Origin of the sequence: Streptomyces sp. DH24, assembly GCF_029813775.1 — a bacterium.
Classification (GTDB): domain Bacteria; phylum Actinomycetota; class Actinomycetes; order Streptomycetales; family Streptomycetaceae; genus Streptomyces.
The window spans coordinates 73,637-89,243 of the sequence record NZ_JARVKW010000002.1; the positions used below are offsets into that span (position 1 = coordinate 73,637).

Sequence of the window (15,607 nt, forward strand, 5' to 3'; positions counted from 1 at the left end):
CTTGGCCTTCGGGCTCCGTCACTGCCGGCGGTTGGGGAACGAGACTCCGGAGGGCCTTGTGTCGCAGAAGAAGGTCGAAGCGGCGGCAGCCGTACTGGCCCTGCTGGAACTGCTGGCCGGCGAGGGCCCGGCGAGCCGGTTCGAGGAACCGGTCGAGGAGGCCCGCCGGAGCGGTGTGACCGGCGCCGACCTGCGGATGGTGGAGCAGATCAAGCGGCTGGCGCTGACCATCCACGCCCGGCTGGACCGGCGTCAGCAGTGGAGCGCGGGCCTCACCTCGCTGGTCGACACCGCCTGCGACCTGGCGGCGCCGCACACCGTCGAGGACACCCTGAAGATCATCACGCGTCGGGCGAGGCTGCTGGTCGGCGCCGACGTCTCCTGGGTCAGCCTGCCCGCCATGGACGACCGGGCGTTCCGGCTGCATGCCCTCGACGGTCACGTCTCCATGCTCAACACCCGCCTGCGATTACCCTGGGACGCCGGACTCGCCGGCGCCGTACTGTCTCACCGTGCGCCCCTGTGGACGTCCGACTACCTGACGGACGGCACCTTCCGGCACGCCGACGAGCCCGACCAGTGGATCAAGGCGGAAGGGCTGCACGCGGTCCTGGCGGTGCCGTTGAGCCGGGGCACCCGCCCTCTCGGCTCACTGCACGTGGCCGAGCGCGTCGTGCGCCACTTCTCCGCCGACGAGATAGCGCTGATGAGCATGCTCGCGGAGATCGGCGGGGTGGCCCTGGAGCGGGCCGTGCACCTGGACGAGACGCGTGAGGACATGTCGCTGCTGCGGGAGCGGGCCCTGCGCGCCGAGGCCGAGCTGGTCGCCGCCCGCCGGCTGGCCGCCACCCAGCGGGCCCTGCTCGACCTGGTGCTCGGCGGCTGCGACCCGCACACCCTTGTCGAGGAGTTCCGCGCCAGGCTGGGCGCCTCCGTGCTGCTGTGCAGCGCCCACGGCACGGTGATCGCCGCGGCCGGGGACCTGCCGGACGGCATGCAGGAGACCCTGGCCCGCGCCGCGATGGGCGCCGGGTCCCTCGGTGAACCGTCCCCGACCTTCCTGGAGGGCGGCATCTGGTCCGCGCCGGTCTTCACCGGCAGCCACTACCTGGGGGCCCTGTACGTGCGGGTCGGCCCCTCGACCATCGACAACGCGGCGGAGCTGCTGCGGCACGCGGCCCGGACGGCCGCGGTGCTGCTGTCCCTCCAGGAGGGCGGGACGGCGGTCGCGGAGGAGCAGTTCCGGGACGAGTTGCTGGACGACCTGCTGATCAGCGCGCCGCGTCCCCGTGAGCAACTGGAGCGCCGCGCCCGGCGGCTGGGCATCGCCCTGAACCAACCGCACGTGGTCGTGCTCGCCCGCCCCGAAGGCGGCACGCAGGCGAAGGCGGTCACCTGGGCGTCGTCCTACGCGCGTCGCAACAACGGGCTGAAGACGACGCACGAGGGCAATGTCGTGCTGCTCCTGCCGGGCACCGACCCGGGAGCTGCCGCCGGGACGGTGCACGAGGAGCTGTCGCCCCTGCTCGGTCACCCGGTGACGGTCAGCGGCTCCGGTCCCGTGGCGGACCCCGGTTCGGTCCTCCACGGGTACCGGGAGGCAGCGCGCTGTCTCGACGCGATGACCGCGCTGGGTGCCACCGGCACGTCGGCGTCGACCCACGAGATGGGCTTCGTCGGCCTGCTGCTGTCGGACCATCTGGACGCCGAGAAGTTCATCGAGAGCACCATCGGGGCCGTACTCGACTACGACGAGCAGCGGTTGACGGAGCTGACCCGCACGCTGGACGCGTACTTCCTCACCGGTGGAAGTCCCACGTACGCGGCGGAGCAGCTCCATGTCCATCCCAACACGGTGGCCCGGCGTCTGGAGCGGATCAGCGACCTGATCGGTGCCGACTGGCAGAAACCGGAGCGGGCCCTGGAGGTCCAGCTCGCGCTCCGCCTGTCCCGGATCCGGCGGGTGCTGAAGGAGCGCGGGGAACCGGCCGGGAGTCCGGCAGGGGGTCAGGACGCATAGTCGAGCGCTCCGGGGTCGTCCGGGTCGCCCAGGGCCATCTGGCCGTGGGCGGCCGACGCCAGGGTGACGTGCCGGTGCCAGCCGCGGTAGGAGCGCCCCGCGAAGTCACGCATGCCCACCTGGTCGGCGATCGCCGCGAAGTCCTGGTCGACCCGCTGGACCATGCCGCGCAGCCGCATCAGGGAGGAGGGCGGCACGGTCGTCAGGTCGGTGAGCCACACCTCACGCGGCCACCGCCTGTCGTTGTCCCCCACCCCCAGCAGGAGGAGGTCGCCGGTGCCGGGGCGGCGTTTGAGCCCCGGGCGCCGGCCGGGGAGGCCGGGCAGCGCGACCCGTACGGCGGCGACGAGCCCGGACTGCGCGGTCGTCCCGCCGTCGGCGCTCGGCCACAGCACCGGCCGTCGCAGGGCCCCGCTCGCGCCCATGATCTGGCGCACCGACCGGGGCGCGGCGTCGAAGCCCGGCAGCGCCGGGTCCGCCACCGACAGGCGCAGCGAGTCGCTCACCCTGAGCAGCAGGGGCATCCGGGTGGCGCGGATCCTCGCGACGGCAAAGGCCACGTCCACCTCGCGCGCGTCCATCAGCACGGGGCGGGAGGGCAGTCCCCACGCCGCCGTTTCCAGGTAGGCCTGCGCGGTGCACTCGCCGAGGGACTCCGCGCAGGCGTGGTCCGGTATGGAGGCGCGCCGCCGGCGGTCCTCGTCGAGCCAGCCCGGGGAGAGCTGGAGCCGCCAGTTGACCGGCACGCTGGTCTGCTCGGCCACCGCCCACACGCCCACCGCCTGCTGGGCGTTGAGCATCTGGCCGTGGGCCGGGAAGAAGCGCCGCTCCACCCCCACGGAGTGCTGCCCGGCCTTCGGGATGATCATGGGCCGGACCACCCAGGCCTGTGGTTCGACGACCCCCACCGCGAACCGGGCGAGCGCCCGGCGCACCGGCGTCCACTCCCAGCTCGAGTCGCTGATGAAGTGGTGCAGGCTCTGTTCCGTCGCCTGTCCCCCGGCCAGCGCGGCGATGTTCCGTATCGATTTGCGTCCCCGTACCTCCAACAGTCCTCGTATGTACTCCATGCCCTTGCGGCGCTGATCGCTGCGGGGCAGGGAGGCGAAAAGGAGCGAGCACAACTCCGGCAACGAGACGTTGCACGAAGACACGTACGACGGCTCGCACGTGGTCGGACTCTGCGCTTGGTCGAGGCCCAGCGCGACCACATTCATGAACGGACCCTCCATCGCGGGTAGACAGGAGACGATCCGAAGGGCTGCCCTCTCAATGTGCGGCAGAGCGAACACGGTGCCCAGGTCCACAGAGCACAGAACTCCCCTCGGGCGACGGTGGCCGGACGCGCATTGCGGCGTCGGCGCCCCTGCGGCTGCTCCCGGTGCCGGGCCCGCGGTGTGTGTCCGCACCACCTTCCGCCCCGGGGGCCGCTGTGCGGGGGCCCGGGAAAAGGGACTTGACAGAGTGAATCCGCCGTCGGGCGCCGGGCTCCACGGACGCGTCACCATGGGATTCCGCGCCGCGACACACACCAGAGGGGGCCCGTGGTGGTCCCCGTACCGAGGAGGAACTGCATGAGCGCTGCCCCGGAACCCGGAACCGTCACCGTCTGGTCGGACCTGGGGTGCCCCTGGGCCGCCCTCGCCCTGCACACGCTGCGCACGACGGCCCGCGAACGCGGACAGGACCTGCTGATCGACCACCGGGCGTTTCCGCTGGAGCTGTTCAACAACCAGCCCACGCCCAAGTTCATCGTGGAGCCCGAGATCGTGGTGATCTCCGCGCACCGTCCGGACCTGGGCTGGCGGCTGTGGGCGGGACGTGAGTACGACTACCCGTCGACCATGCTGCCGGCGATGGAGGCGGTGCAGGCGGCGAAGGACCCGTCTGTCGGCGGCCTGCGCGGCAGCGACGAACTGGACGCCGGTCTGCGTCACGCCTTCTACGCCGAGAGCCGGTGCGTCAGCATTCCCTCGGAGATCCTCGCCGTCGCCGCCACCTGCGAGCACGTCGACGAACAGGCCCTCGCCCGTGCCCTGGAGCGCGGCGCCGGCCGGGCCGAGGTGTACGCGCAGTGGCGGGTCGCCCAGGGCCCCGGTGTGCAGGGCAGCCCTCACCTGTTCGCCCCCGGCGGGTACGCGTCCCACAATCCCGGCGCGCACGTCGAGTGGACGGGCGACCCGAACAAGGGCGGTGTGCCCCGCCTGGACCGCTACGACCCGTCGTGGGCCGGAGAGTTGCTCGACAGGCTGGCGCAGGGGCAGGGGTCCGCCGGTGCCTGACAGGGTGCTCAGGATCTCGGCGTGCGCGTACGACCGTCTCGCGGCGCTGGCGGCGGCCGACGGGCTCCGCGTGCGCGAGTTGGTGGAGCGGCTCGCGCGGGAGCTGCCGGTGGTGGAGAGCGGCGAGCGGGCCGGGTTCGAGGGCATGGTGGACCTGCGGCTGGCGCTGTTGGGGGTCGACGGGAGGGCGCCGTCGTAGGCCCTGGCCCCCGGCTGCGCTGTGGCGCGAACAGCGGGCGTGGGGCCCTCTGTTGTGGCGGGACCACCATGCCCGGCGTCGCGGACCCGTGCCCCCCGTGACCGGCGCCGGACGCACCTGCCGGCGGCGCGCCACGCGCCGGCCGTCGCGCGCGGCGCGCGGCACAAAGCCGTAACAGCGCGCAACCCTCGGGCAGTCGGACAGGTCTAGGCCGCCATGAAGATCTGTTTCCTGCTGCACAACGCCTACGGGATCGGGGGCACGATCACCACCACGTTCAACCTGGCCCAGGCACTGGCCGAGCGACACGAGGTGGAGATCGTCTCCGTGCTGCGTCACCGGGAGCGTCCGAACTTCGCCCTGGACCCGCGGGTGTCCCTGCGGCCCCTGGTGGACCTGCGGCACGACAAGGAGCATCCCCTGCGTCTGCGCCCGGCGCGGGTGTTCCCCGAGGCCGAGTACCGCTACCCCCAGTACAGCGAGTTGACCGACCGGCGGATCGGCGAGTGGCTGGCGGCCACGGACGCCGACGCGGTCATCGGCACGCGGCCGGGGCTCAATGTGCATCTCGCGCTCCAGGCCCCGCGACGGGTCGCCCGTATCGGGCAGGAACATCTCACCCTGGACAACCACCCGGCCCGGCTGCGTACGACCATGCGCCGGGCGTACCGCGGGCTCGACGTACTGACCACGGTGACCGAGGCGGACGCCGCCGCATACCGCCGCAAGATGCGGCTGCCCGGCGTCCGGGTCGAGGCTCTTCCCAACAGCGTCCCCGATGCCGCGCTGCCGGCCGCGGACGGTGACGCGAAGGTCGTGATAGCGGCGGGCCGGCTCGTCCCCGTGAAGCGTTACGACCTGCTCGTCGACGCCTTCTCCCTGGTCGCCGCCGAACACCCGGACTGGCAGCTGCGCATCTACGGCAAGGGAGAGGAACACGCCCGGCTGCGGCACCTCATCCACAGGCTCGACCTGTGCGACAACGCCTTGCTGATGGGCGCCGCGGCCCCGATGGAGGCGGAGTGGGTGAAGGGCTCGATCGGCGTGGCCGCGTCCAGCTTCGAACCGTTCGGCATGACCATCGTCGAGGCGATGCGCTGCGGGCTGCCGGTGGTGAGCACCGACTGCCCGCACGGCCCCCGCGAGATCATCGAGGACGGCGTGGACGGCCGGCTGGTACCGGTCGGGGACCGTGACGCGCTGGGCGGCGCGCTGCTGGAGCTGGTCCGAGACGACGAGCGGCGTCGGCGGATGGGCGCGGCGGCCGTGCGGAACGCGGCTCGATTCGCCCCCGTGCCCGTCGTGGAACAGGCCGAGCGCCTGATCGAGGAGGCGACTGCGGCCAGACGGACGGGCCGGCGACCGGTGGCGTCGGATCACGGTGGGTTACAGCGCGCCCTGGTCCACCACACGTACGCGGCACGCGACGCCGCTCACGCCGCGGCCCGTGCCGCGCTGCGCACGGTACGGAGAGGACAGCGATGAACGGGGCATCCGCCGCCTCCTCCGAAACGCCGCCCCGCGTCGACTGCACGATCGACGCGGACGGCCGGATCACCTTCGTGCTCCGTCCATGGCCGGCGGCGGGGACGGCCGGGGCACTCCCGTCGCCCCACCTGCTGCTGCGGCTGCGTCCCGCGCAGGGACAGCCCGAGAAGACGCTCCTCACCGTCGGCCTGGCACCGGCGGACGACGGTCGCCTCCGTGGTGTCCTGGACCCTCGGCCGGCCCTGGCCGAGGGCCGATGGGACGTGTACCTGCTCCCCCACGCCGCGGCCGAGCGGCTGCGGCTGCGCCCCGGCCTGCGGGACCAGCGGGCCCTCGTCGGCGGACACACGCGTGACTGGCCGTCACCGGTGGCCGTGCGGGTTCCGTACACCACCGTGGACGGCTACCTCGCGGTCCGGGCCTGGCTGCGCACCGCCCACGCGGAGGTCGAGGGCATCGACGCCGCGGGCCGGTCGCTGACGGTCCGGGCCCGGCTGCACGGCACCCCGCTCTCCGGGGCGGCCACCGTGCGACTGCGCCGACGGGACGGGGCCGGGGCGGTGCGAAGCCTGCGGCCACGCGCGGAGAGCGGCGGCCCGCGCTTCTCCTTCACCGTGGATTACGAGGAGTTGGTCGCCGACAGCGGCACCGGGAGCCGTGTCTGGGACGTCTTCGTACAGCCCGGGCAGGCGGAGGGAGCCCCTCTGGTCCGGGTCGGGCGTCTGCTGGACGACGTGGCCGACCGCAAGGAGGTCTTCGTCTACCCGGCGGGCACGGTGGGCGGCGCGGACGTACGTCCGTACTACACGGTCGACAACGACCTCTCCGTACAGGTGAGGCCGGCCGCCGGGCGGTAGCGGTCGGCGGCGCCGCTTCGGGAGCGGGCGCGTCAACCGGCGCGCCGGGTGCTGCCCCGGATCTCCAGGCGGTGGGGGACGACGACGTCCAGTGCGGGCACGTCCGCGCCAGGGTTGTCGATGCGGTCCGCCAGGCACCGCAGGGCACGCTCGGCGATCTGCTGTTTGTCGGGGACGACGGTCGTCAGGGGCGGGTTGGAGTAGCGCGCGTCCTCGACGTCGTCGAAGCCGACCACGGCGAGGTCGTCCGGGATGCGCAGTCCGCTCCGCCACGCCACGTGCAGGGCGCCCAGGGCGAGTTCGTCGCTGAACGCGAAGACGGCGTCCGGTCGCGCACCGGATTCCAGCAGGGCGGTCATCGCCTGCGCGCCGTCCTGTCGGTGCAGGGCTGCGACCGCCTTCTCCAGGGCGGGGTCGGGCGTCAGGCCCGCGCGCCGCAGGGCGGTGTGGTAGCCGTCCAGCCGCTGGCGGGCCGTGCCGTTGCGCAGGTGCGGCTGGAGGCCGATCGCCGCGATGCGCCGGCGTCCCGTCTCGATCAGGTGGGTCGTCGCCTGGTCGGCGGCGAGTACGTTGTCCACGGCCACCCGGTCGGCGGCCCCGTTCGGGTCCTGCTCGCCCAGCAGGACGACGGGCACGTCACGGGCGCTCAGGGCCAGTTCCTCCGGGCTCACGGACCAGGGGCTGATGATCAGGCCGTCGACCAGGCGCCCACCGCTGTCCTCCAGCAGCCGGCGTTCGGCCTCCGGGTCGCCGAAGGTCTGGTCGATGACGACGGTCCAGGACCGCTGCTGCGCGGCGTCCACGAGGAGGCCGGCGAGTTCCGAGAAATAGGGCGAGTGCAGCTCGGGAATCGCCAGGCCGATCAGTCCGGTGCGGCCCGCGCGGAGGTTGCGCGCGGCGAAGTTCGGGCGGTAGCCCAGCTCGTCGAGGGCGGCCTGGACGCGCGCCCGGGTCTCCTCCGCCACGGCCGCCGAGCCGCTGACGACGTTGGACACCGTACGCACCGACACGCCCGCCACGGCGGCGACATCCTTCAGACGGCTCCTCACGGCGGTCATCTTCGCACGCTGCGCGGGGGCGGCACCAGAGATCTTGCCCAGCACCATTGCAACGTTGCAATCACCGATGCACCATGAGAGCCGTCACCGAGGGCCAGGAGGAATCAATGGGGTCGCACGTGTTTCCGGGGATCAGCGTCGCCGCGCTGGACGTCGACGTCACGGCCGATGTGTCCGCCCTGTACGAGGACGGCATCACCGCTTTCAAGGGCGCCTTCCCCGTGCCGTGGGTGGACCGGCTGCGGGAGGACGTCGACGCCGCTTTCGCGGAGGCCCTCGCCCGCCCCGGCGGCGCGGTCGGGCGGGGTCCGAACCGCTACTACGTCGAGATCCACCCCGAGCAGATCCGCGGCTTCGTCGACCTCGTCGACCATCCCTGGGTGCGGTCCGTGTGCACCGCGGTCCTCGGACCCGACTACCGTGTGGTCGAGCTGGGCTTCGACGTTCCGCTGGAGGGCGCCGTCAACCAGCCCTGGCACCGGGACTTCCCCATCCCCGAGGAGACCCGGCGCGAGCGTCGCCTGACCTCGCTCGCCTTCAACCTCACGACCGTCGACACCACTCCCGACATGGGCCCGTTCGAGATCGCGCCGGGCACCCAGTGGGACGACGGCCCCGACTTCGACCACGGCATGTTCCCGCCCCGCTCGCGCTACGGCCGGTACCAGGAGCGCGCGGTGCGCAAGTACCCCCAGCGGGGCGACATCTCCGCCCGGTCGGCGCTGACCATCCACCGGGGCACGGCCAACGAGTCCGCCAAGTCCCGCCCGGTGCTCGTGCTCGGCGTGGACGGTCCCGAGGCGACCAACGGCGAGCGGCACGACATGGCGGTCACCCGCGGCTACTGGGACACGCTGTCCGACCGGGTGCGCCGGCACCTCGACTGCGCCGTGGTGGAAAAGCTGATCCCGGTGACGCAGAAGCACACCATCGAGGGCCTGGTGATGGGGGACGCCTGAGCCCTTCCTCGTTGCCCTCCTCCGTACCCCCAGCCCCCCCGTCGCCGGGCACAGGCGCCTGTCGCCCCACCGTCAGGCGCGCAGCCAGACGGCTGCGAGCGGGAACCGAAGCCGCAGTGCGGTTCGTCTGCGGCCCACGGCACGGGGACCCGGCAGCCGTCCCGGCCGGGGTCCGTGCCGCCCGAGCGGAAGTGCATCGGGTCCTGGATGCGGTCCAGCGGGATGTCGGTCTCGGGCAGACCGAGTTCCTCGCCCTGGTAGAGGTGGACCGATCCCGGGGGGCCAGGGTGAGCAGCGCGGCGGCGCGGGCGCGACGGGTGCCTGGGGCGAGGTTGCACAGCACCCAGGTGGCCGGGACCCCTGCGGGGGCGTGCTCGGCGAGGGTGCCGTCCACGGTGCGGCGCAGCCGGTCCGGGTCCCAGGGGCAGGTCACGAACGTGGAGTTGAAGGCCGTGTGCAGTTCGTCGGGCCGCAGGTTTCGTCGGGCCGCAGGTAGCGGGCGAAGCACTCGGGGTCGGGCAGCCACATCTCGCCGACGGAGACTCCCCCTACTCGTCGGCGACGGCCCGCCACGAGCGGCAGATGTCGTGGAGTTCGTCCTGGGCGATGTACGGGTGGGGTCGACGCCCGCCACGAAGTCGGGCAGCGCCGGGTCGTTGGCGAGCAGGGCCGCGGAGTCGACGCGCACGCCGGCGACACCGCGTTCGAACCAGAAGCGCAGGACGTCCTCGTCGCGCCACCGGTCGTCGGTGCGGGGCGGGTTGAGGGCTGCCACGCGGCCAGGGCGCCGAACGCGTACGCAAGCCCAGCGCAAGCAGCGCAAGCGCTTGTGCTGGACCTTTCCGTCCTGCTCGTTCACCGGCGCGCCGGTCGGCGCTCCTGTCAGCCCGCCCTGTCGGCGCGGGTCTCACCCCGGTCGCACCACCGCCCGGTGCACCGCGCCCGCCGTGCCCGGCGTGACCCGCAATGTGACCTGCTTCCCCGTCGACAGCACCTGGACGGTGGGGTCGTGGGACGTCACCGACACCACCGGGCGGTGCCAGGTCACGTCGATGGCCACGCCGTCGCGCAGCGGCCCGGAGACGCAGAGGGTGGCCGTGCCGCCCGTCTCACGGACCAGCACGGCGGCCGGGGCGGTGGCGGTGAGGTCGCCGACGGTCCCCGCGAGCCAGAAGTTGACGCCGGTGAAGCCGAGGGCGGTGTCGCGGACACCCTGCTGGGCGTCGGTGTTGGCCAGGAGCCTGACGCGGCCCCGGTCGCGGGCCCGGGCCGCGGTCTGTGCCGCGGTCGCCCCGGGCAGCAGCAGGTAGGCGTAGCGCTCGCCGGTGGGGTCGGTGCCGTGGTCGAACCACAGGGTGAGGTAGCGGCGCGTGACGGGGTCGGTGGTGCCGCCGGTGTTGATGTCCGACCAGGCGCCGCTACGGGCCTCGCGCAGCGTCCGGAGGCCCGCGCCGCCGGGGAAGACGTAGCCGCCGAAGCCCGCGAGGTGCGCCCAGCCGGCGCCCCTGTACAGGTGGGCCGAGCCGAGCGCGGCGGGCCCGCGTCCGCCGTCGACGGTGAGCGTGTGGGTGCCGTCGGCGCCCAGGTTGCGGTTGTCGACGATCGTCTCGACGCCGGTGCCGTCACGGCCGTGGATGCCCGCGCCCAGGCAGACGATCGCGTCGTCGAGGAAGAACCACGACTTCTTCGCGACGAGGGTGGAGGACAGGCCTTTGAGGTGCTGGCCGACGGCCGCGTAGGTGCCGTCGGTGGTGCCGCCGACCCACCGCACGTCGGGACGCGGCGCGCCCCAGCTGCCGCCCTCGGCGTCGGCGAGCGGTTTGCGGGAGACGGTGGTGCCGGGCAGCCGCATGGGGTCGACGGTGGCCCAGAAGGCGTCGCTGTACTGGTCGTTGCCGTAGGTGTCGCCCCACCAGTAGAGCATTCCGGAGCCGGTGTGCCAGCCGCGGAGGTGTTCGCCGTTGCCGTTCTCGTAGTGGGTGATGCGGTCGGAGGCCATGGAGACGTTCGCGGCCCAGCGGGGGCGGCGGTGGACGGCTCGGTCCGCCGCGGGGAAGAGGCGGTGGCCGACCGGTTCGGGGGTGGCCGGTGTGGCGGTGCTGTCCGCGACGGCCTTGAGGCGGGCGAGCTGGGCGACCCCGAGGGCGTCGCTCGCCAGGACGGGCCGGTGGCGGTCGCGGGCGATCCAGCCCTTGATCATGCCGTCCCAGCGTGCCTTCTCGGCGCCGGAGGCGCAGTTGCCGAGCAGGGCGATGCAGGCGATGAGGATGTGGCCGCGCAGGTGGTCGTCCTGGAGGATCCGGCGGGTGTCCTTCTGCTGCACGCCCCGGCTGACGGCACGTCCGGAGACGCTGTCCATGACGAGGCCGTTGTAGAGGAACGGCGCGTAGGCCTTCTCGACCGAGTCGAACACGATCTGCCGGTTCGGGTCGGTGACGTCCCAGGCAGAGCCGTCGAGCAGGGTGAGCAGGAGGGACAGGCCGCCGAGCAGGACGGCGCCGTAGGTGCCCGTGTACGGCACGTACGTGTGCTGGATGAAGCTGCCGTCGGTGTACAGGCCGTCGCCGGAGGTGACGTACGGGAAGACCGGGGCGAGCGCGTCCCGGGCGAGGGCGAGCTTGGCGGGGTCCTTGCCGATGACGCCGCGCAGGGCGAGGACCCGGCACAGGTCGACCCGGTTGGCGCCGGTGGAGATGCCGGTGTAGTCGGCGACGACGCTGTCGGGGACGAAGTGGTCGACGGCCGCGGTGAAGTCGGCGACGCGGGTGGCGCCGAGGTGGTCGTACAGGTGGGCGCAGATGTCGAGCAGTGCCTGCGGGATGCCGATCTGCCAGTTCCACCAGTTGCCGTAGCGGGTCTGTCCCGGGTGGTAGGCCTCGTCGTGGAGGTGGTCGAGGGCGGTGAGGATCTCGGTGCGCAGGGCGGGGTCGCCGGTGAGTCCGGTGCCGGGCTGGGCGTAGGCCTCGGTGAGGATGCGCAGCCGGTTGTAGCTGGTGCCGAGGTTCTCGGAGTGGGTGAACGACTCGGGGTCGGTGTCGGGTTCGGGGTCGGCGTAGACCAGCTCGGGCCACAGGGAACCGGCGGCCGGGCGCAGCGTGGCGCGGAGTTGGGCGGCGGTCTCGCCGAGGAGGGCGAGCCGGCTCGCGTAGGGCTCGGCGGCCGGGTCGTAGCCGGTGCCGAGGAGGAGGTCGCGCCACTTCAGGCGCAGGGTGTCGTAGGCGTCGGCGGCGTGGGCCCGGCCGGTGGCCGTGAGGTTCAGGGGGGCCGCCGCGCCGGCGGCGAGCACGGCGTACAGCAGGGTCCGGCGGGACAGGGAGGGCATGCGGAAGACCTCCGGTGAAGGGGAACGGGAACGGGTGGGTGGCCGGGTACGTGCGTTTCGCTCGGTGGCGCTGCCTGCTGTCCCCCGCGTTCGCGAGACCCTTCCCCCTCGCCTCCACCGGCAGCAGCTGGAACACCCCTTTCCTGCCCCAGGGGACGCGCGACGACGCGTCCCGGCACCCGGTCGGGTCCGGCCCGTTCGGCCATAAGGCCGTCCTCCACCGTTTCGGGCGCCCGCCGACGCCGTGTTACCGGGGTGACCGGACGGGCCGGCCACCCCGGTCGGGCGGTGGTCAGTCGCGCGGTTCCTGCCCCTGTGCCCTCGGGACGCGCGCCGCCGGCGCGGAGTTCGCGGAACCGTTGATCACGAACCGGGCGCCGGGGCGGGAGCAGAACAGGGAGAGCCGCGGGTGACACTCCGGTGGCCCGCCGCGCTGGAAGGAGTAACCCCGCCGAACCGGGGCAAGGCGCCTGCCACTTGGGGAAGCTGCGGGCGCCGACGAGCGGGGACGGATCAGGAACCCCCCGTGCCGGGTCCGCCCCCGCTCGTACGAGGCACCGGCGCCCACGGTGCGACGCACCCGCAGCGGCGGGTCGTCGGCCGCCCGGGCCGCACCCTCGGCGGGCACGCACGAATGAGGGGCCGCTCCCTGAGGGAGCGGCCCCGGATGCCTGGTGGGGCGGGACGTTCAGACGCGGTCGAGCGGGCGGTGCGGCCCGCTGGGGAGTTCCACCGTGATCGTGTCGTCGGGGCGCACCACGCCGCCTTCCCGCACGACGCTCATGATTCCGGCCCTGCGCACCAGGTTGCCGGCCTCGTCGCGGCCGACGACCTGCTTCAGCAACCCGTCCTGGAACGCGTCGATCTGGACGCACGGGTTGCGCAGCCCCGTCACCTCCAGCACCGCCTCGGCGCCGACGCGCAGCAAGGTGCCGACGGGCAGGCCCAGCAGGTCGATGCCCCGGGTGGTGATGTTCTCGCCGAGTTCACCCGGCGCCACCTTGAAGCCCTCCGCGCCGACCTCGGCGAACAGTTCCTCGTGGATGAGGTGGACCTGGCGCAGGTTCGGCCGGGTGGGGTCCTGCGCCATGCGCGAGCGGTGCTTGACCGTCACACCGGCGTGCACGTCGCCCGCCACGCCGAGCCCGGCGAGCAGCGTGATGCTCTCGCGGTTCGGCTTGCTGAACGCGTACGCGCCGTTGCTGCTGACCGCTGTCACTGTCCCGCGCATGTCGTGAATCCCCCTCGCCGGAAACGCAGTTCGTCCCTGACCCTAACCAAGGAGTCGGCCCTCGCACGGGAGCGGGGGCGCCGCGGCAGTGCGGACCGACGCCCCCGGCACCGTCCGCTACGCCTCCAGCCAGACCGCCTGGTCGGGTGCCAGGAGGCCGCCCTCGACGGGGCCGCTGGACAGCAGGACCGAGGAGTGGCCGGGCAGGGCATGCGCCTCGGCCGAGAGGTTGACGACGCAGACGAATCCCGGCTCGCGGCGGAACACGAGGACCCCGTCCGGGGCTTCCAGCCAGGTCAGCGTGCCGTCGCCGAGGGCGGGGTGGGAGCGGCGCACGCGCAGCGCGGTGCGGTACAGCTCCAGCATCGAGGTGCCGTCGCCGGTCTGTGCCGCCACGCTGCGCTCGGCCCAGCCGGCGGGCTGCGGCAGCCAGGGGGCGGAGGTGGTGCCGTCGGGGCTGAAGCCGTAGGGCGTGTCCGCGCCCGACCACGGGATGGGGACGCGGCAGCCGTCTCGGCCGCGGTCGGTGTGGCCGGAGCGTTCCCAGATGGGGTCCTGGAGCACGGCCTCGGGCAGGTCCTCGACCTCGGGCAGGCCGAGTTCCTCGCCCTGGTAGATGTAGGCGCCGCCGGGCAGGGCTAGCATGAGGAGCGCGGCCGCGCGGGCCCGGCGGGTGCCCAGTTCCAGGTTGAGGGGGCCTTCGGGGCGGTAGGGCTCGTTGGCCACCCAGCGCCTGACGGTCTTGCGGCCGTAGCGGCTCACGTGGCGCACGACGTCGTGGTTGGACAGGACCCAGGTGGCGGGCGCGCCGACCGCGCCGAGCATGGCGAGGGAGTTGTCGATGACGGCGCGCAGGCCCTTGGGGTCCCAACTCGACATGAGGAAGTCGAAGTTGAACGCGGTGTGCAGGCCGTCGGAGCGGACGTAGGCGGCGAGCCGTTCGGGGGTTTCCGCCCAGGCCTCGGCGACGAAGGCACGGTCGCCGGGGAACTCGTCGGCCACCCTGCGCCAGGCGCGGTAGATGTCGTGGACCTCGTCGCGGTCCCAGTGCGGGTGCTCGACGTGCCGCAGGGGCTGCCCGTCGTCCGGGGCGCAGCGGGGCGGCAGGTCGGGAAGTTCGGGGTGCTTGACCAGACCGTGCGCGACGTCGATGCGGAATCCGTCGACGCCGCGGCCGAACCAGAAGCGGATGATGTCCTCGAACTCCGCGCGCACCTCGGTGTTCTGCCAGTTGAGGTCCGGCTGCTGGGGGGCGAACAGGTGCAGGTACCACTCGCCGTCGGGCAGCCGTGTCCAGGCCGGGCCGCCGAAGCAGGACACCCAGTCGTTGGGCGGCTCGGCGCCGTCGGGGCCCCGGCCGGGACGGAACACGTAGCGTTCGCGCTCCGGGCTGCCCGGTCCGGCCGCCACCGCCGCGCGGAACCAGGCGTGCTGGTCGGAGGTGTGGTTGGGCACGATGTCGGGGATGACGCGGATGCCGTGCCGGTGGGCTTCCTCGATGAGCTGCTCCGCGTCGGCCAGGGTGCCGAACAGCGGGTCGATCTCGCGGAAGTCGGCGACGTCGTAACCGTGGTCGGCCATCGGGGACTTGTACCAGGGGTTGATCCAGATGGCGTCGACGCCGAGGTCCTTCAGGTACGGCAGGCGGGAGCGGATGCCGGCGATGTCGCCGACGCCGTCACCGTTTCCGTCGGCGAAGCTGCGGATGTAGACCTGGTAGATGACGGCGCTGCGCCACCACGGTGCGGGGGTGTCGGTCATGTGAGGACGATGCTCCTTGGACGTCGAGGACGTGGGCGCGGGCGGCCGAGGCGGGCGGCGGCGATGTCTCGGGTGCGGCGCGGGCCGGAGACCGGCAGCCGGAGAACCGGGGGCAGGCAGCCCCCGCCACGGCGGCTCCCGACCGGCCCGCCCCACCACGGCGGCTCCCGACCGGCCCGCCCCACCACGGTGACTCCCGACCGGCCCGCCCCACCACGGCGACTCCCGACCGGCCCGCCCGACCACGGCGGCTCCCGCGTGGGGCAGCCCGCGGCGCCGTTCCGTCATGAGGGTCATGCCGTTCGCCTCCCACACCGCCGCGCCCCGAGCCGCCGACTCCGGCCGCTGTTGTTCTTCCCTGTGCCGGCGCCGCTGTCACCGGTCGGGCCGGCACCGATCAGCCGGGCGAAGGCCGCGCGCTCAGGACCAC

General features: G+C 73.3%; 11 protein-coding genes and 1 pseudogene. 6 read left to right on the forward strand and 6 right to left on the reverse strand.

Annotated elements, in window-relative coordinates; all coding sequences use genetic code 11:
• Positions 1 to 58: 58 nt before the first annotated feature.
• Positions 59 to 2,020, forward strand: a complete 1,962-nt coding sequence (locus QC282_RS02015; RefSeq protein WP_279547396.1) for a helix-turn-helix domain-containing protein — start codon at positions 59 to 61, stop codon at positions 2,018 to 2,020.
• Here QC282_RS02015 and QC282_RS02020 read toward each other — a convergent pair.
• Positions 2,008 to 3,237 (reverse strand): transposase, encoded by a 1,230-nt coding sequence (locus QC282_RS02020; RefSeq protein WP_279547397.1) that lies wholly within the window; start codon positions 3,235 to 3,237, stop codon positions 2,008 to 2,010. The genes QC282_RS02015 and QC282_RS02020 overlap by 13 nt on opposite strands.
• A gap of 357 nt (positions 3,238 to 3,594) precedes the next feature.
• Between QC282_RS02020 and QC282_RS02025 the strand changes: the two genes are divergently transcribed.
• The 4 genes from QC282_RS02025 (at position 3,595) to QC282_RS02040 (ending at position 6,846) form a co-directional block, all read left to right on the forward strand.
• The gene (locus QC282_RS02025; RefSeq protein ID WP_279547398.1) at positions 3,595 to 4,302 is read left to right on the forward strand and encodes a DsbA family protein; all 708 of its coding nucleotides are present in this window, start codon (positions 3,595 to 3,597) and stop codon (positions 4,300 to 4,302) included.
• A complete protein-coding gene (locus QC282_RS02030) occupies positions 4,295 to 4,501 on the forward strand; it encodes a hypothetical protein (RefSeq protein ID WP_279547399.1) in 207 nt (68 codons plus the stop codon). The genes QC282_RS02025 and QC282_RS02030 overlap by 8 nt, the downstream gene beginning before the upstream one ends.
• A 216-nt stretch (positions 4,502 to 4,717) precedes the next feature.
• Complete coding sequence (locus tag QC282_RS02035; protein ID WP_279547400.1) at positions 4,718 to 5,986, forward strand: glycosyltransferase family 4 protein; 1,269 nt, start codon at positions 4,718 to 4,720, stop codon at positions 5,984 to 5,986.
• Complete coding sequence (locus QC282_RS02040; RefSeq protein WP_279547401.1) at positions 5,983 to 6,846, forward strand: transferase; 864 nt, start codon at positions 5,983 to 5,985, stop codon at positions 6,844 to 6,846. The genes QC282_RS02035 and QC282_RS02040 overlap by 4 nt, the downstream gene beginning before the upstream one ends.
• A gap of 32 nt (positions 6,847 to 6,878) precedes the next feature.
• Here QC282_RS02040 and QC282_RS02045 read toward each other — a convergent pair whose 3' ends face one another.
• Positions 6,879 to 7,895: a LacI family DNA-binding transcriptional regulator gene (locus QC282_RS02045; protein WP_279547508.1), complete on the reverse strand. Its 1,017-nt coding sequence runs from the start codon at positions 7,893 to 7,895 to the stop codon at positions 6,879 to 6,881.
• 116 nt (positions 7,896 to 8,011) lie between these two features.
• On the opposite strand from QC282_RS02045, the gene QC282_RS02050 reads away from it, so the two are divergent.
• Entirely contained in the window at positions 8,012 to 8,863 is an 852-nt protein-coding gene (locus QC282_RS02050) for a phytanoyl-CoA dioxygenase family protein (protein ID WP_279547509.1), read from the forward strand.
• Positions 8,864 to 8,952: 89 nt separating this feature from the next.
• Here the strand turns inward: QC282_RS02050 and QC282_RS02055 are convergent.
• The 4 genes and pseudogenes from QC282_RS02055 to QC282_RS02070 form a co-directional block, all read right to left on the reverse strand.
• Positions 8,953 to 9,593, reverse strand: a pseudogene (locus QC282_RS02055) (alpha-amylase family glycosyl hydrolase); the annotation flags it as partial.
• Positions 9,594 to 9,770: 177 nt separating this feature from the next.
• Entirely contained in the window at positions 9,771 to 12,185 is a 2,415-nt protein-coding gene (locus QC282_RS02060) for a polysaccharide lyase 8 family protein (RefSeq protein WP_279547402.1), read from the reverse strand.
• Between the two features lie 688 nt (positions 12,186 to 12,873).
• Positions 12,874 to 13,416, reverse strand: coding sequence for an MOSC domain-containing protein (locus QC282_RS02065; RefSeq protein WP_279547403.1), 543 nt, complete (start codon positions 13,414 to 13,416; stop codon positions 12,874 to 12,876).
• 117 nt (positions 13,417 to 13,533) lie between these two features.
• Positions 13,534 to 15,177: a glycoside hydrolase family 13 protein gene (locus QC282_RS02070; protein ID WP_279547404.1), complete on the reverse strand. Its 1,644-nt coding sequence runs from the start codon at positions 15,175 to 15,177 to the stop codon at positions 13,534 to 13,536.
• Between the last annotated feature and the right edge of the window lie 430 nt (positions 15,178 to 15,607).